The sequence below is a fragment of the Prochlorococcus sp. MIT 1201 genome (assembly GCF_047303415.1).
Lineage (GTDB): Bacteria > Cyanobacteriota > Cyanobacteriia > PCC-6307 > Cyanobiaceae > Prochlorococcus > Prochlorococcus marinus_D.
Map to the genome: position 1 here is coordinate 685627 of NZ_CP138947.1, position 17693 is coordinate 703319.

At 50.0% G+C, this 17693-nt stretch carries 12 protein-coding genes and 1 tRNA gene; 8 read left to right on the forward strand and 5 right to left on the reverse strand.

What is annotated here, in order from left to right; genetic code table 11:
* The first annotated feature begins 20 nt into the window (after positions 1–20).
* The 6 genes from lysA (at position 21) to SIB41_RS03355 (ending at position 7473) form a co-directional block, all read left to right on the forward strand.
* Positions 21–1388, forward strand: coding sequence for a diaminopimelate decarboxylase (gene lysA / locus SIB41_RS03330; RefSeq protein WP_413360435.1), 1368 nt, complete (start codon positions 21–23; stop codon positions 1386–1388).
* 23 nt (positions 1389–1411) lie between these two features.
* Positions 1412–2293 carry a diadenylate cyclase CdaA gene (gene cdaA / locus SIB41_RS03335; protein ID WP_063419258.1) on the forward strand — a complete coding sequence of 294 codons (882 nt, stop codon included), beginning with the start codon at positions 1412–1414 and terminating at the stop codon, positions 2291–2293.
* On the forward strand, positions 2290–3087 hold the full coding sequence (locus SIB41_RS03340) for an isoprenyl transferase (protein ID WP_413360437.1): 798 nt from the start codon (positions 2290–2292) through the stop codon (positions 3085–3087). The genes cdaA and SIB41_RS03340 overlap by 4 nt, the downstream gene beginning before the upstream one ends.
* Positions 3088–3107: 20 nt before the next feature.
* Positions 3108–4115, forward strand: a complete 1008-nt coding sequence (gene bioB / locus SIB41_RS03345; protein ID WP_413361357.1) for a biotin synthase BioB — start codon at positions 3108–3110, stop codon at positions 4113–4115.
* On the forward strand, positions 4112–5044 hold the full coding sequence (locus SIB41_RS03350; RefSeq protein WP_413360439.1) for a rhodanese-related sulfurtransferase: 933 nt from the start codon (positions 4112–4114) through the stop codon (positions 5042–5044). The genes bioB and SIB41_RS03350 overlap by 4 nt, the downstream gene beginning before the upstream one ends.
* 1196 nt (positions 5045–6240) lie before the next feature.
* A complete protein-coding gene (locus SIB41_RS03355; protein WP_413361359.1) occupies positions 6241–7473 on the forward strand; it encodes a glycoside hydrolase family 10 protein in 1233 nt (410 codons plus the stop codon).
* An 8-nt stretch (positions 7474–7481) separates the two neighbouring features.
* Here SIB41_RS03355 and pepN read toward each other — a convergent pair whose 3' ends face one another.
* From pepN to SIB41_RS03375, 4 genes are all read right to left on the reverse strand, one after another.
* Complete coding sequence (pepN, locus tag SIB41_RS03360) at positions 7482–10100, reverse strand: aminopeptidase N (RefSeq protein ID WP_413360441.1); 2619 nt, start codon at positions 10098–10100, stop codon at positions 7482–7484.
* A gap of 173 nt (positions 10101–10273) precedes the next feature.
* The gene (gene crtH / locus SIB41_RS03365) at positions 10274–11836 is read right to left on the reverse strand and encodes a carotenoid isomerase (protein WP_413360443.1); all 1563 of its coding nucleotides are present in this window, start codon (positions 11834–11836) and stop codon (positions 10274–10276) included.
* A gap of 102 nt (positions 11837–11938) precedes the next feature.
* Positions 11939–13372 (reverse strand): FADH(2)-oxidizing methylenetetrahydrofolate--tRNA-(uracil(54)-C(5))-methyltransferase TrmFO, encoded by a 1434-nt coding sequence (trmFO, locus tag SIB41_RS03370; protein WP_413360445.1) that lies wholly within the window; start codon positions 13370–13372, stop codon positions 11939–11941.
* 75 nt (positions 13373–13447) lie between these two features.
* Positions 13448–13564, reverse strand: coding sequence for a photosystem II protein Y (locus SIB41_RS03375; protein WP_011130420.1), 117 nt, complete (start codon positions 13562–13564; stop codon positions 13448–13450).
* A gap of 226 nt (positions 13565–13790) precedes the next feature.
* Here SIB41_RS03375 and SIB41_RS03380 point away from each other — a divergent pair.
* A tRNA-Lys gene (locus tag SIB41_RS03380) sits at positions 13791–13862 on the forward strand.
* Positions 13863–14054: 192 nt separating this feature from the next.
* The gene (locus SIB41_RS03385) at positions 14055–14252 is read left to right on the forward strand and encodes a hypothetical protein (protein ID WP_063395417.1); all 198 of its coding nucleotides are present in this window, start codon (positions 14055–14057) and stop codon (positions 14250–14252) included.
* Between the two features lie 672 nt (positions 14253–14924).
* Here the strand turns inward: SIB41_RS03385 and SIB41_RS03390 are convergent.
* Complete coding sequence (locus SIB41_RS03390) at positions 14925–15185, reverse strand: hypothetical protein (protein ID WP_063403168.1); 261 nt, start codon at positions 15183–15185, stop codon at positions 14925–14927.
* Between the last annotated feature and the right edge of the window lie 2508 nt (positions 15186–17693).

The following is a 17693-nucleotide window of genomic DNA, read 5'->3' on the forward strand; positions in this document are numbered from 1 at the left end:
TAATTTCCTCGTCCATCGCCATGATGTCATCCAGCCCCTATGAGCCTGGGCGGGATCCCCTTAGCCCCAATTGCAACCTCGCGCCGATTACAACCGAACTTGATGCGCAATCACGCTTGATCGTTGGAGGCTGTCAACTGAGCGAATTGGCGGAGTGTTATGGCACCCCTCTCTATGTGCTTGATGAAGCCACTTTGAGGGCAGCTTGTCAGTCATACCGTGGGGCATTACAGCGTCACTATCCAGGGCCATCTCTTCCTATCTATGCCTCTAAGGCCAATAGCTCATTGATGATGAGCTGCCTGGTGGCTTCAGAAGGTTTTGGGTTGGATGTGGTCTCAGCAGGTGAGTTGCTTACCGCTTTGAAGGGAGGTGTGCCAGGCGATTGCATTGTGCTTCATGGCAACAACAAATCTGATCAGGAGCTGCTGCTTGCCTATCGCAATGGCGTGACAATCGTTGCTGATAATCAGCATGATCTGGATCGCCTCTCACAACTGGTGCCTGTTGGAGCAGATCCTGCAAAGTTGATGTTGCGTTTCACTCCGGGTATCGAATGCCATACCCATGAGTACATCCGCACCGGCCATCTTGATAGCAAGTTTGGTTTTGATCCAGATCAGCTTGAATCAGTTCTGAATCAGTTACTCGGCTGTCGCTGGGCACGCTTAACGGGACTCCACGCTCATATTGGATCGCAGATCTTTGAATTGGAACCTCATCAGGATCTGGCAGATGTGATGGCTGGTGCTCTGCAACTGGCTAGGCGCCTGGGGCATCCAGTCATGGATCTCAACGTTGGAGGAGGCCTAGGTGTCAGATATGTCAGCTCTGATGATCCACCTTCAATTGATAACTGGGTCAAGGTGGTTGCCGAGGCAGTGAATCAAGCCTGTCGTTCTCGCAACCTGGATTTGCCCCGGTTGATGTGTGAGCCGGGTCGCTCTCTGGTCGCTGCTGCCGGAGTCACCCTTTATCGGGTTGGATCACGCAAGACCATCCCAGGGCTGCGCACCTATCTTTCTGTCGATGGAGGGATGAGTGATAACCCCCGCCCAATCACGTATCAATCTCTCTATACGGCTTGCCTTGCTGACCGACCGTTGGCCTCGCCAGACGAGACGATCACTCTGGTTGGCAAGCATTGTGAATCTGGGGATGTTCTGCTTAAGGACCTTGCTTTGCCATATGCCAGCAGTGGAGACGTCTTGGTGGTGTTTGCGACAGGGGCTTACAACGTCTCTATGAGTTCTAACTACAACCGCATCCCACGACCTGCAGCGGTACTTGTTCATTCAGGCCACTCGGAGTTGGTGCAGAGGCGGGAGCAGCCAGAAGATCTTCTGCGATATGACGTTATGCCGGAACGATTTTTAGCGTTAGGCTGAGCAAGCAAGGCTGGGGAGTGGGAGTGAACTTGTGGGGGGTGGTAGATCCGCGCCTGCTCGATGTTTTGTTTGCTTCGGCCCTTGGCGTCTTGCTTTTTTCTAGGGTTAATGAGCGGCGCACCCTGTGGTTGTTGAGGGGCTACCTCTTTTTGGTTGCCTTGGCTTGGTTTGTGCAGCGCTTTGAAAATCTTCCGCTCACTTCAAAGTTGGTGGATGCGCTGGTTTTGGCTTGTTCTTTGTCATTAGCGATCCTTTGGCAGGGGGAACTGAGACGTTTGATGGAATTACTGGGAACAGGTCGTCTGGCCGTTCTTCTTGGCAATCCTCAGAACGAGTTACGGGCCACCGCCAGCACCGTTGCCCAGCTTACTGAGGCGGCTGGACGTTTATCTCAGAGCCGCCGTGGAGCATTGGTTGTTGTTGATATGGGTAGTGATCTTCGTCCAGAAGACTTCCTTAACCCTGGTGTGCTGATCGATGCCCAGCTAAGTAGTGAGTTGCTGCTGAATCTTTTTGCATCTGATACGCCCCTTCATGACGGGGCCGTACTTGTAAAGGGGAATCGGATCGTTTCTGCTGGTGTGATTCTGCCCCTCTCGCGGCAGGGCATCAGCCGTTATGGCACGAGACATTTAGCCGCTTTGGGGATAACAGAACGTTTTGATCGCTGTATTTGTGTGGTGGTTTCCGAAGAGACTGGAACATTGTCTCTTGCAAGCCAGGGCCGGCTTGAACGGCCTATCACCAGTAGTCGTCTGGAGGATTTGCTTAAGGAGTTGCTTGGTTCCTCATTAGGAGCAGCAGCTACGAAGGGGGCCTCTAGTCCAGTCAAAGCTTCGGCTGTTGCTACACAAGCTTCATCCAGGCTTAGCGTGAGCAGCTCTATCGAGGAACCACTCCCGTGAGCCGCCGTTCGGCCACTAGTTCAGGCCCTCCAAAGGTCTGTGCATGTCCCTCGGGGCTTGATCCCTATCGGCTACCTAACCATGTGGCTGTGATTATGGATGGGAACGGACGCTGGGCCAAGGCCAGGGGCCTGCCTAGGATGGTTGGCCATCGCGCTGGCGTAGAAGCTCTCAAGAGAACCCTTCGTCTTTGCAGTGACTGGGGCATTGGCGCCCTTACGGCTTATGCCTTTTCTACGGAGAATTGGTCTCGCCCTGGAGATGAGGTGAATTTCTTGATGACTCTGTTTGAGCGTGTGCTGCAGAGGGAGTTGGAGTCACTTGAACGTGAAAAGGTACGGATTCGTTTCCTGGGAGACCTTGAGGGTCTCCCATCAGGTCTGCAGGAGTTGATCAGTGAGGCCACCGAGCTCACTGTTAGGAACAATGGCATTCACTTCAATGTTTGCACCAATTACGGTGGTCGACGTGAACTGGTGCTAGCGGCACAGAAACTTGCACAACGCGCTGCAAGAGGGGATCTTGATCCAACTTTGATTGATGAGAACAGTTTCGAGGCTGAGTTGCTCACAGCTGGTGAGGTTGATCCAGACCTGCTGATCCGCACCAGTGGTGAGCGACGGATCAGTAATTTTCTGCTCTGGCAACTCGCCTATGCAGAAATTCACGTCACCGATGTGTGCTGGCCTGATTTTGATGAAGTAGCTTTGACAAAAGCTCTTTTTGATTACCAGTCACGCTGTCGTCGTTTCGGCGGTTTGGATCCAATCGCAGCGAATCATCTGGGATCTTGACCGTTGGCTCCAGTCGTTCCATGACCGTGCTTATTGCCAAGGATCTCACCTTTGAACCCGTTGTTCATCGTTATGACTGGACAGTGGATGAAGTGCGGGAACTTTTGCAGCGACCACTTATGGACTTGCTCTGGCAGGCCCAGCTTGTGCATCGGACGGCAAATCCTGGCTATCGGGTTCAGCTGGCTTCTTTGCTCAGCGTGAAGACGGGAGGATGCCAGGAGGATTGCGCTTATTGCCCCCAGTCCATGCACAACAGTAGTGATGTTGAAGGGCAGCCCGATCTAGTGGTTCAGATCCAAACAGTGCTTGAGCGCGCACGGGCCGCCAAAGATGCTGGTGCGGATCGCTTCTGCATGGGATGGGCTTGGCGGGAGATCAGAGATGGTGCCCAGTTTGAAGCCATGCTTGCGATGGTGAGTGGTGTACGGGAGTTGGGACTAGAGGCCTGTGTTACTGCCGGCATGCTGACTGAAAAGCAGGCTTCTCGGTTGGCAGATGCGGGATTGACTGCCTACAACCACAATCTCGATACCAGCCCTGAGTACTACGACCAGATCATCACAACGCGCACTTACCAAGAGCGAATCGAAACCCTTCAGAAGGTTCGTTCAGCTGGCATCACTCTTTGCTGTGGGGGCATTATCGGGATGGGGGAATCAACGCTGGATCGAGCCTCTCTTCTTTGTGTACTAGCCAATATCAACCCTCATCCTGAGAGTGTTCCAATTAATGGTCTGGTGGCAGTGGAGGGCACGCCATTGCAGGACCTCCCTGCGGTGGATCCTTTAGAGATGGTGCGCATGGTTGCGACGGCTCGAATTCTGATGCCTCGCAGTCGTGTGCGTCTAAGCGCAGGGCGTGAGCAGCTTGGTCGAGAGGCTCAGATCCTTTGTCTCCAAGCGGGAGCTGATTCGATCTTTTACGGCGATAGTTTGCTAACTACCAGCAATCCTGATGTAAAAACTGATCGCGAACTTCTCTCTCAGGCAGGAGTTCATGCGAATTGGGAGGAGAGTGACGAATGAATCTGCAAGATGATCAGACCTCTGCAGATCTATTTCAGGTAGCGACTTTCTATTCCTTTACTGCTTGGCCTGAGGTCACTATTGCCTGCTTATTGCAGGATCTGCTGAGCCTTGGGGATGAACATCAACTGATGGGAACTGTGCTGTTAGCAGAGGAAGGGGTGAATGGAACGATTTGTGGATCGGTTGGTGGTGTTAGCGCTTTGCTTGAGAGGTTAGAACGCGATTTGGTCGAGGGTTTGTTTGAACTGAAAATTAGCTGGACGCCTGAGCAGGCTTTTCGTCGCTTCAAGGTTCGCCGTAAGGCAGAGATTGTGACCATGGGTCTTGCCGGCCTGAATCCATCAAAGACGGTGGGGATTTATGTGGACGCTCATGAATGGAATGATCTACTTGATGATCCAGATACTCTTTTGATCGATACGCGAAATGACTATGAGATTGCGATTGGGGAATTTAAAGGAGCAATAAACCCCAAAACGAAGTGCTTCCGCGACTTTCCTGCTTGGGTAGAACAGCAGTTGCGTTCGATGGTTAAAGCACAAACTCCAGCACGAATAGCCATGTATTGCACAGGTGGCATTCGCTGTGAGAAGGCTACGTCTTATCTGCTTGAGAAGGGCTTTACTAACGTCCATCATCTTCGTGGTGGCATCCTTCGTTATTTTGAGGAGGTATCTCAAGCTGAAAGTCGCTGGCAAGGAGAGTGTTTTGTTTTTGATCAACGTGTGGCTTTGAATCATCAGCTTTCACCTGGTGTCCATTGTCTTTGTCATGCCTGTGGAATGCCCCTCACCCCTGAGGATCAGACGATGAATAGTTATCTGCCTGGTGTTCAATGTCGCCACTGCGTGGATCAATTTAGTGATACGGACCGTATTCGTTTTGCTGAAAGACAACGGCAGATGGAACACAGTTCTAGGAAGTAGACAACACAGCGATGAAGAAAGTGTGTCTGTATGGTTTTTAGTTAGAGATTGGCTAAGCTTAGACCAAGAGCAGTTGAATATCTCCAAGCAGGTTTTCCAGTAATGTGGCTCTTGTTGAAGTGAAGTTTTTTTGTTGGCTACTCTCACGAAGGAATGCTAGTTAAATGGATGCATGAACAGTTGGTTTTGTTCGAGCAATGAATCTTGCAATGTTGAATGAATCACTTGCTTGCATTGATTAGAGAAGTCTGGTTAGAGACTCAGTATTTTTCTGCCGGAACATCTTCGTGGAAAGGCAAGTAGCATGTATGGCTCCAACTCTCATGGATTTAAGAGAGTTGGAGCCATACATGCCTAACTGATCTAAAGCAGTAAATAAGAGGACAATTTTGAGGATTTAAAGTTGATTTGATCTAAGCTTAGCTCCAATTCTTTGATTGTTTGCTCTGCCTTTGCGATGGCCATGCTTAAGGTGTGATTGCATAGGCTCTAGCCCCATGTTCTTTAGGGTGGCATTGATTTTTTTGCGGCGTTGCTCTTTTAAGGCTCTATGAGATTGCCATCCTTTTTGTTTACAGTTTCGAAAAGCTTCTGGTGTTTGGGCAGCATCAAAACAGTTTTGGGAAGCGTTGATGATGGCAATCCGATTGTCTGCACTACTTAGTTCCCATTCTTTGCGGGCTTCAAAAAGCTTCTGTTGCTGAGCTTCGCTAAGTTTGGCTGCAAAACTTTGGCCACCTTTGTTGGCGTCAGCATCGCGGACGACAAAGGCCGAACCAGTGAGGGCAAAACAAGGAATCAGCCAAAGGGCTTTAGAACGTATGGAAAAGTTCATCGAGAACTCCAAAAGTTGACCTTTTTATCTTGCGCGGATGCACATGCAAAAATCTGACCAGAAGCACTGCAAAGCATGACTAAGTTTGACCGTGGTCTTCATGTAGACCTTTGCCCATAGGCCAGACAAAAACACTTGTTGCGATCAATGCCTTTTGGATTGTCCGATGGTCTGAGTGTTAGCAAGGATATGTAGGGGCTCAATAACGATTAAGTGCGATTGGTTTCGTTCTTTCATCTCTTTTGCTTCTTTGTTAGCAAGCAGGCTATTTGTGCTCATCTTTCAGGACTAGATACCTTTCTACAACTTCAACCCTTCTCCACGCTTTGCTTAAATCCTATTTTTGGTTGATTCTCGCGTCATGCCAAGAAATATGCCATGCCCTGATAACACGATGCCATTACTCAGCTTTTGGTGGCGCTATCCCTACTTGAGAGTGTTAGTGGTTGTGTTGTTGATGACTTCTCAACCATGCGCAATTTCAGCGCAGGCATCAACTTCCCCATCAGTGGCCCAATCAAGCTTGCGACATTTAAGTGATCAGTTGCCGATTGTTGGTGTTTGGATGACCAATAGTCCGAGCCCTCTTTATTACAGCCGTAACTTGATGCATAAGGCGGTGAAAGATCTCTATAGCGCAGGCTTCACGGCGCTCTATCTCAATGTTTGGAGTCGGGGGTCTACCTTCCATCGCAGCAACTATGCCCCTGTAGAAGGGCCCCTTCAGAAAGCAGGCTTGGCTCTCGACCCTATTTGCACCCTGAGTCGAGAAGGTCATGCCCGCGGCATGAAGGTGGTGCCATGGTTTGAATACGGGCTGATGGAGCCTGATGACGCAGAGGTGGTTAAGCTTCATCCCGACTGGGTTCTTGCCAGAGCTGATGGCAACCCAGTTGTGAAGATGCATGGGAATCACCAGCGGGTTTGGCTTAATCCAGCCCATCCAGAGGTGCGTGCGCGATTCATTGGTGTAGTGATTGAGGTCATGAAGCGCTGCAAGATGGATGGCGTTCAGCTTGATGATCATTTTGCTTGGCCGGTGCAGCTTGGTTATGACCCTTACACCGTGGCTCTTTATCAACAAGAAACCGGCTCCTCTCCGCCCCGGGACTACAGCGACCGCTTTTGGATGCAATGGAGAAGGCGGAAACTGACCGGTTTGCTTAGAGAACTGAGGCAAGCATTGGAGAAGGAAAAGCTACCTGTCAACATCAGCCTTGCCCCTGGGCCTTTCAGGTTTGCTTACAACAACTGGCTTCAAGACTGGGAGCTTTGGACTGTAGGCAAATTGATAGACGAGTTGGTTGTGCAGAACTACGCCTACTCGCTCAAGGGATTTGCGAAGGATCTCGACCAGCCGGCCTTACGCAAAGCACCTCAATTGGGTGTCCCTGTGCATATTGGTGTGCTGGCAGGATTCGGCAAACGCACCACGCCCATGTCGATTTTGGCTGAAAAGGTTCGAATGGCAGCTGAGCGCGGCCATGGAGTGATTTATTTTTATTGGGAGGGGCTCTGGGGACAGCACGCTGGGATAGAGGGTGGAATTGAGCGCCTCAGGCAGTTCAAGCAATTGCATGAGAAGAAAAACTAGGCTTACTTCTAGTGTTCTGGCTGCATGAGCGTGACCACTTCTCTGGTGTTTGCAGACAGCTCTGCACTGGCCAGTTGATCGATGGCTTGGTGCATCGCCTCTTTCCTTGAGGGAGAATAAGTTTGCCAACGACTGAACACTTTCACCATGCGTGAAGCAGTGATTGGGTTGCGTTGATCAATGGCAATGAGCTGTTCAGCCATGAAGTTGTAACCACTTCCATCAATAGCGTGAAATACAGGTGGATTTGAAGCGAGACCACCAAGGACAGCCCTTATCGCGTTGGGTGCCATTGGGTCAAAGCGGGGATGATCTAGTAACTGTTTGATTCGTTCAAGCCCATCTGACCGTGGAGTGGATGCCTCCAGAGCAAACCAGGTATCTAGGATCACTGGTCGATCTTGCCAGCGCTCGTAAAAGCTTTTGAGAGCTTCGTCTCGCTCAGTACATTCAACGGGTTGTAGTGCCCGAAGGGCCGCTCGAGCCAAAGACATCGAGGGTCCGTTGACTGCTTCAGCTGCTTCCTTGCGAACTTCGCAATCACCAGCAGCCGCTAACCAGCTCCAGGTCAGTCCTGTGAGCATGCGTTCACCTTGTCCAGCTGGCCATTGAGCCCCCCAATTCAATCGACTACGTTCAAGCAGATTCTGGAGCGGATCTGAAAGCTTGACTCCCAACCATGACTTGAGTGATTGATAGACCTGATAGAGCATCAATGGATCGGCGACATCCTGGGCGGCCTCCAGTTCAGCTAGTCCTGGCATTCCAAATAACATCGCCAGAAAAGAGGGATCACTCTCCCCTCCACTGGTGATCAGTTGATTTAGCGCTAGAGCTAAACGTTCTTCAAGTGGCTTGTCAGCTTGCTTGCGAGCCCTTGCTAAAAGGATCTTTCTCCATAATCTCTGGCCTGCTTCCCATCGAGCAACGGGATCGTCATCCAGAGCAAGTAGCTGCAACGATTCGTCGACTGAGACGTCCATCTGCAACGTGATCGGAGCTGAAAAACGACGAAAGATCGATAGAGCTGGAGGCTTTGCTTGCCTTGGTAGATCCCTTAGTGAGACGCTCTGCGTGTCTTGGTCCAACACAACCAGTTTCTCTTCGCCGATGCGTCCATTTGGGCCGATCACGGCGAGGGCCATCGGAATGACTAGAGGTGCTTTTGAGGGTTGACCAGGCGTTGGTGGTGTGAATTGGCTGACCTCAAGTGTGAGTGTTCCGACTTGAGAATCCCAGTGGCGTTTGACGCAGACTTGAGGAGTTCCGCTTTGGTGATACCAACGCTGAAATTGATCAAGATCAAACCCAAGTTGTTCCCCATTTGCGCAGGCTCCTTCAGCAATGGAGTGGATAAAATCTTCTGTGGTGGCAGCAGTGCCATCAAAACGCTGCACATATAACGCCATTCCTGCCATGAAGCGTTGCTGCCCAAGTAGGGTGTGAAGCATGCGGATTAACTCTGCACCTTTTTCATAAATAGTTGTGGTGTAGAAGTTATCAATCGCCTTGTACTCACTAGGTTTAACTGGATGAGATGTAGGGCCTGAATCTTCACGAAATTGGGTGTTTCGCAGCATTGATACATCCTCGATGCGTTTCACTGCTTTTGAATGCAGATCCGCTGTGAAGCTCTGATCCCGGAATACAGTGAGACCTTCTTTTAGGGAGAGCTGAAACCAGTCCCTGCAGGTGATACGGTTGCCAGTCCAGTTGTGAAAATATTCATGAGCAACAACACTTTCGATTCGTTCAAGTTCACCATCGGTGGCACATTCGGAGTCAGCTAATACAAGTTTTGAGTTGAATATATTTAAGCTTTTATTTTCCATTGCACCCATGTTGAAGTGGCGCACTGCCACAATGTTGTATTCATCCAGGTCGTACTCCAGCCCATAGACCTTTTCATCCCAGGCCATAGCTTTTTTCAGAGAATCCAAGGCGTGAGAGGTGTAGGCCTCATCTCCCTTCTCAACATGCAAACGCAATAGAACTGAGCGTCCAGATGTGGTTTTGAAATGAGCCTGAACTTCCTGAAGTGCCCCTGCAACCAAAGCAAAGAGATAGGCAGGCTTGGGATAGGGATCGTCCCAAATTGCCTCATGTCGCATTGGATCTTTAGCTAAAGGCCCTTTGCTCACAAGATTTCCGTTCGAGAGCAACACTGGATAGCGCGTCCGATCCGCCTCAATTCGTACTCGATAGCGACTGAGCACATCCGGACGATCAGGATGGAAGCAGATGCGACGGAAGCCTTCTGCCTCACATTGGCTTGTGAGCATGCTCTCGCTGGCATAAAGCCCTTCTAGTGAGGTGTTGTTGAAGGGATCAATTCGGCAGATGATCTTCAACTCAAAAGGATGAATTGGTGGCTGATGGAGAACTAACTCACTGCTAGATAGGCTGTAGGCATCCGTTGGTACAGAACTGCCGTTTATAACAATGGAGTCCAACTCCAGGTTTAACCCCTGAAGGACTAAAGGAACTTTGGTTGTCAAGGCAGGCTCGATCTGCATGGAGCTGGAGATCGCGATGTGCTGTTCTTCGACAACAACATCCAGTTCAATGTTAGGAATCTGGTAGGGATATGGACTGTAATCTGCTAATCGGGTGGTTGCTGTTGTCATGGGGGAGTGATTGTTTGTAGAGATTTTTGAGCTTGAGCTTGAGCTTCCTCGCTAATTTCCTGATGACAGCAATTGAGATGTGCTAGCCATACCGCGGAACAATTTCTGTTGCTGCCTTGCGCTTCAAGTTCGTTTGGGTAGCGATTGTCTTCTATGAAGATCTAGAAGATGGCTCAATTGGGCAGGGCCCAGGGGTTGATCCCTAAATCGGCACCGATGAGATGGGAGCAGGCAAAGCCACTAAAAGCAACTGCATTTAGGCCTTGGCCAGGGAAACAAGAGTCGCCGACGCAATAAAGCCCTTTGATTCCAGTGCGGTTAAAGGGCATGGTGAGAAGTCCTGGTAAACGACTTGAGGGGATTGGCCCATAGCTACCCTGAAATCGTCCTAGGAAACGTCGATGGCTACGAGGAGTGCCCACCTCTCGGTGAACGATGGCTTGACTTAGGCCAGGCAAGATTTTTTCGAGTTTCCTGATTAGACGATCAGCATCAGCTTGCTTTTTGCTGTTGTAGGTCGCAGGGCTTAGGTCTTGCCATGCCTGCATTGAGGATGGTGTGAAGGCGTGGACGATGTGATGTCCCTCTGGCGCCAGGGATGGATCCAGGAGAGTCGGCATAGAGACGAATGCGACACCCTGTTCACTCTCCATTTCATCCCAGCTTTCTAGGAGCAGATGGTGGCAGTGGCTGTTGGCTGGAATGGCATCGTTACGGACTCCAAGGTGAAGAGAGAGGAAGGATGGCGAGGGCACATAGCGGCGTCGCCAGGTCTGCTCCGCTGCGGGTGTGTGTTCTGCATCCACCAGGGCCTGTTTGGACCCCTCACCGCTGAATGTGTCCCAGCGAGTGGCGTTGGATATCACCCTGCGGGCGTGGATGATTTCTCCATTTGCTAGCTGTACACCAACAGCACGGTTATCTTTTAGCACCACTCGTGTGACCCGTGCCTTGTAGCGGATCTCACCACCATGACGTTGCATGCCTTTGACGAGCTTTTGGGCTATCACACCAACGCCTCCTTTGGGGTAGTTGATGCCACCTGCATGGCGATCTGAAAACACCATGCCAGCATTGATCATCGGTGTGAGGTCTGCAGGCATCACTGACCAGCAGAAGCATTCAATGTCGATGAACCGCAACAGTTCTGGGTCTTTGATGTGACGCCTGGCTACATCACCCACGTTGACGGGCAACCAGCGCGCAAGACCGAGACAGGCCAGGGGGGACTTGAAAAAAACTTTGGCCAGATAAGTGGGATCCTCGATCGATAGCAGTGGCATTGCATCCAGGCAGTTGAACACTTGCCAACAGATGTCGTAAAAGTGACGGATCCCCTTCGCTTCGTGGGGGAAGCGTGCGGTGAGATCAGCAATGAACTGCTCGTATTTCCGATCAACTGCGAGCTCTAATCCTCCAGGAAGGTGGTAGGCGAGTTGGGCGGGGTCCGGCAGGGTGTCACAGTGCTCCCCCACATCGGCCAAGGCTCGGGTTAGCAGGTTGGTGTATCCCTTTTCTCCGAACCCGAAGATCATTGATGCGCCTACATCAAAGGTGTAGCCCTCTCGCTGGAATGAGCCGCTACTACCACCTGGGATTGTGTAGCTCTCCAGAACAAGAACCTTGGCACCTTTGACAGCTAGCTGACTGGCGGTGACCAGGCCGCCGATGCCCGAACCGATAACCACAGCATCCCAAGGCTGTGTTGCGTCTTTTTCGATGCGGATAGGTTCCATGGCATGGTCTCAACAGCTTGACGCTAAGGGCTTGTATGCAACTCTGAACCCGTCAACTCTGACTGTGAAGTTTGCGGCAGCTTTGCTGGAGAGATTAAAGAATCAGTTTGATGCTTGCCCTGCTCGAGACGATGATGAACTCCCTATCTGGACAGGGGCCTTTCTCGTGCCCCATTGTTGCTGGGCTTCCTCAAGCATCTTGAGCGCCCTATCTCGGTAGGCACCGTAGCGTGCGCGTTTAGCGTGGATTCGCTCTGCAAGTTCTGGCAGAAGGCCGAAATTTGCGGGCATCGGCTGGAACTCACCTTTGCGGCCCCTAAAGCAGTCGCTGTCACTCACAAAGTGTGTAAGGGCACCGATCATTGTTGTAGAAGGAAGCGTAATGGTGTTGAGACCCATTGCCAATCTCGCTGCATTGTTTCCAGCAAGCCAGCCTCCAGCTACTGCAGCGGTATAACCCTCTGTGCCGGTGATCTGTCCAGCAGCGAGGAGGTTGGATCGTTTGCTGAATTGCAGGGTTGGTTCAAGTAGCTGCGGGGCTTCGAGAAAGGTATTGCGGTGCATGACCCCAAAACGCACGAATTCAGCCTGGTTCAGGCCTGGAATCATTTTTAGAACTCGCTTTTGTTCGCTCCATTTGAGATTGGTCTGAAAGCCCACCAGATTCCAGAGACGACCCTCGTGGTCTTCTTTGCGCAGTTGCACAACTGCATAAGCCCGCTTGGAGCGACGCACGTCTCGATCATTGAGATCGCCCCAACGGGGATCCCAGAGTCCGATTGGTTTGAGTGGGCCATAGCGCATTGTGTCTTCGCCGCGACGAGCAAGCTCTTCGATTGGTAGGCAGCCCTCGAAAAACTTGGCAGATTCCTTATCGAACTCTTTGAGTTCGGCTTGCTCAGCATTGAGCAGTGCTTCCCGAAAGGCAAGGTATTGCCCTTTGTCCATCGGGCAATTCATGTAGTCAGCGTCACCTTTGTCGTAGCGGCTTGCCCGAAATGCCAGCGTGAGATCGATACTTTCGCCTTCGATAATTGGACTGGCGGCATCAAAGAAGTGGCATTCGCTACGGCCGGTGAAGGTTCGTAGGTTTTCTGCAAGCAATTCACTGGTCAGAGGACCCGTTGCCAGAACAGTGATTTGTCCTTCATCTGGAAGGTGTTCCTGCTCTTGACGCTCGATCGTGATGAGTGGATGGGCAGAGAGTTCTTTGGTAAGGGATGCACTGAAGGAAGCCCTATTGACAGCTAGTGCACCACCAGCAGGTACGGCGTGGCTATCGGCTGTGCGGATCACGATTGAGCCCAGCCGGCGCAGCTCTTCCTTGAGTAGGCCGGCTGCACGATCGCTACTCAGAGCACCAAAGCTATTACTGCAGACCAGCTCTGCACATTCACTGCTGTAGTGAGCTGGTGAGTGCTTGATCGGCCGCATCTCTATCAGCCTGACAGGCACGCCTGCTTGTGCTATTTGCCATGCAGCTTCGGAACCAGCCAGGCCAGCTCCTATGACAAGCACAGTAGGGAGGGAACTCAAGAGTTCAGGTCATTCGGGATTTGGCCTGAACTCGAGCTTAGGTAGTGGCCATTTGGGGATGGCCATTGCGGATTTTTAGCCTTTGTTTTTGCTGACAAGCCCCAAGCCCTGTTGCTTTAAAGCAGCACCGCGGATGTTGATAAAGGCCCAGGTGGCGGCAAGTAAAATAGGGAGGAGAACGATGAGAATCATGAGAGGGCTGATCGCTTAGTGGATTTTGCAGAGAACCGATTCTACGGACTTACATAAGGCCAAGCATGCTTGGCCTCAGCAGCTGATCGAATTTTCATCAACCACTTTAGGTCCTTAATCTTCAGTTGATGCGGTGGCTGCATGGATACTTTCCCAAGGTGTCCTTTTTGCTCGATAGGCTGCATGATAATTTTTCATGCGTGCCTGAATGGCATGCCCAAAGGGCGGGTCGCTAGCTCAGCGGTAGAGCATTCGGCTTTTAACCGACTGGTCCTGCGTTCGAATCGCAGGCGACCCACTTCAGTCAGGCCAGTGGACCTCAGGGAAAACCCTTGAAGTCACTGGCTTTTTTCTTGCCTTGAAGAGCCATCAAAGACTTCGGAGTACTTCGTTGGGAATCGGCTCATGTCGAGCATTGCGACATGGACTTAGGCGCGGATAGGAAGAATCAACCCTTATCTTGAGAGGTAAAATCGTATTAAAAGGAACAATGGCGACAGCCGCTGAAAAACGTGAGGACATCAAAAGCAAGCTCCAAATTCTGCGCAAGGAATTGCGGGAGATCCATTCGAAAGTGATGGAGGAAAGCACGATGCCCGAACCCAGCGAGGTGCGTGCCTCGATGGCCAAATTGGAAGAGCTGCTTGAAGTACTTGAACCCAAGTCAGCGAAGAAGTCGAAGAAGTAAACCTCATGAGCTGACATTCTTGAGAGGATTTGTAAAGACCACTAGGACTTCGCCACTGTCTTCGTCATCTTCGATGACCTAGCTCCAGCTGTATGCGTCGAGAGCTACGAGTGGATTTTCGATGAGGACTGGCTTGAGTTGCGTCGCATCTTCGAAGGCTCTTGCAACTTCTGCTTTGACTGGCTTGTCGGAGTCAATGGCTATTGCAACGTCATCGTTCTGGGAGTTGAGTCATTTGATTTCTTTCGATCATCCTTGATTCGTTTGTTGATTCAGTTCTCGGCTCTTGCTCACATCCACTTTGGTCTTTAGTTCCCCTGGCTTGAGTGCCAAATCCCAAGCCCAAACCTTTTGATAGGTTAAAATGCCTAGATTAAGTAGCTTCGGAATGCCTAAGGCAACGGGATAAACCCCTTTGGTTGAGGGGGAGGGGATCGCGTTCGTGTCAATGGACGCGTAAGTTTTGTCGTACTTTTTCGTTGGAGCAGCGCATCTCAGGGTTTCCATCCGGCTTTTTGAACCGGCTGGCCCTGCGTTCGAATCGCACGCGACCCATCTCAATCACACCAAGGGGCTAGGGCCAAAAAGCTTTGGCCCTTTTGCGTTTGAACGCTGTGATGGTGGTTTTGTTGAGATTGTTGTGGTCAGTTTGCAAAACTCGTGCGTGCCTTGTCACTCCTGAGCGACTTTCTTGAAGACCACTAGGAATTCGTCACTATCTTCGTCATCTTCGACGACCCAGCTCCAGCTTGATGCGTCGATTGCTACGAGTGGATTTTCGATGAGGACTGGCTTGAGTTGCGTCGCCTCTTCGAAGGTTCTTGCCACTTCTTCTTTGATTGGCTTGTCGGGGTCAATGGCTATTTCAACGTCATAGCCCAGGGAATAGCTTCTTTCCCCTTTGACCGACCCATGGAGTAGCTCGTTTTTCAATCCAGTTCTCGGTTCTGGTGGACAAATGCACTCTGTTGCGTATTTGTGCTCATGAGTGTTAGACGACACACTTCCCGACAAAGTGCAGAGGCCTTTTCGGAAAAGAGTTTCTCGATGTCTACAGCAAGTGAGACACGTAGAAGAGGTCAAGGTCAAGTTTCAGGGCCTCCGCAAGGCCTTGCGGGTCATGCATGCAGGGGCGCTTGAAGAAACAGTGCTCCCTCACCCTGGTGATGTTTGATTTACTATGGCCCAGTTGGAAGCTCTACTCGAACTGTTAGAAAGCAAATCAGCTAGAAAATCGAGGTCGAAAGAGTCAGCCAAATCATTTAGAGCTGTTTTTTGTCAATCCTCACTGTTGTATGCATGATCTATTCGGAACTGTGCTCAGCTGTGAGCCTGGATACACTTCGATAGGGGGTGGAAACCAGATTTATGTCCTGCATGAGGAGTGATGCATGCATTAAAAATAACCGTTTAGGGGGGTACTGAGAGGATACTTGCAACTGGAATAGCCTGAAATTTCAAAAGTTATCAAGCTCTTATAGGCGGTCTCTATGTAAGTTTTTTATCTTTAGATTGATCATCATTACTTCCCTTGAACAAACATTTTTTACGTTGACCAACGCAATGATTTAAGCAGTGGAACAAAACTATAAGAATTAATGATTAAAGATTTAAACGCCTGCTACTTATTGACTTTGGCAGTGAGGTTGTTGGCAGTTGATCTTGTTGTCTTGCTAAAGTGCTAAATAGCATGTTGAAAATCAACAATTGGCAGACTTCCAGGCTGCTTGAGAGGCAATAAAGAGAACCTGGCTGGTTGGCGGGTGATGAGGAGAGCCAACCTTGGAAAGCTTCTCTTTAATGACATGAAAGATTATAAGCAGGCTCAAGATAAACTCTGAACTTGCTTGCAGTGCTATCTAAAACACCCTAATAACTGACAGACAGAGTCTGCTTTCCAGGGCCCATTGCTGCGGATTGCAGAACCACTACGTCCCCTGGACTGTTGATGGATCCACGCTGATGACCTTTGGTGTATCCATCTCTATTTTGAAGACACACCGATCAAACCCTGTGTTGATCCTTCGCTGCCGATAGCTTTGGTTCTTTAGTCTAAAAGGATCTTGGCAATACATGCTCCCGGTGTGTTGTTTAATTGATCATTGAGACTGATTGGAGCAATGGAACTCCCTGAAAATAATTTCGAGATAGATACTCAAACCGTTTGCTCCGCGAGTAGTTTCTCTGCTGATTTTGCCAATCCATGCAAGATCAATTGCAGCGTATAGGAGAAAATAATTTTAAGGAGGAGATGTAGAAGAATGATGCGCTTGATTGCTGGAGATCTGAAGTCTGCGTAGTAATACCTCAAAGCCTTACGAATTCCCCTAACAGTAAATGACTTTTCTGAGGAGTTTTTGATGTTCTAATCATGCGCAAACAGCAAAGCTTTTGCAGGTAATAATTTGCCTTGAGAAGGGGTTTTCAAAAGATCTTGCAAAGGGGAGACCTTGCATTCCTCTTCTTCCACCCATCATGTGATCAAGATCACGAAGATGAGTGAGAGGCAACAAGGTTTCTTCTGCTTCATGAAATCAGGCTGGTAGACAACGGGCATAGAGCCCTCACTCTATCCAAAAGATGAAATCACAGCTCGCCGTCACATGTCTTTTAATTGCCATGGGAATATGTATTCAGGACCAATATCCCCAACAGATGAACGCTAAAGCAGAGTCGCGCAGAGTTCTTTGTTCAAAGCAAATTGGCATCCCATTTGGCACCGACAATATGACCGACCTTCAGTGGCAGAAATTCGGGCAATGCATTCGTGAATCTTTTTCCTGAGAGTTGTTTGAACTCCGCTCTTGTACCGCAAAGGAGTAGGGATGATCCTTGGCCTAATTGCGGTTTGACCTGTTGAGGAGGCTTCGCCTACGTTGACGGATCTCTGAGGAGTCCGCTCAGATTGATCTCATCAGCATCGTGTTTGGGTAGTTTCAAGATGATGCGGATCTAGTTCCGTGATTCATTGCTAGACCGTAAGGGAGTCTTGGTGCTTCCGAGCCCATCTTTTTGTTGAGACTTGGTTGCGACTTAGTGCATTTGTGGCGAGATTTGTGTAGTGGTGCACACCTCATTAAAGCAATGGCTATTCGCTCGCTTATTACAGTTACCCTTAATCGAGTTAAGGAAACCATTGATCGCTAACCACTGGGGAAGTAGTACGCCTGGAGTAGAGGATTAAATTGCAGAAGTATGCAATTCACATTTCGTTTATTGCTGTCATGTTGAGCAAAGCCATTCGAAATCGATCGGAGCTGAAATGAAATGCACTTATTGAACGAAGCGGGTGGTCCAAGCACTCTTACTATTGCCGCAGTGGTGCTTGCTATGCTTACTTCAAGTTGGTTGTTTGGCGCATTGATAACCCTCCTCATTAAAAGTAAAAAATAACCTTACTTGGCAAAAAAAATTGAGTGTTGAGAATCAATGAGCCATACA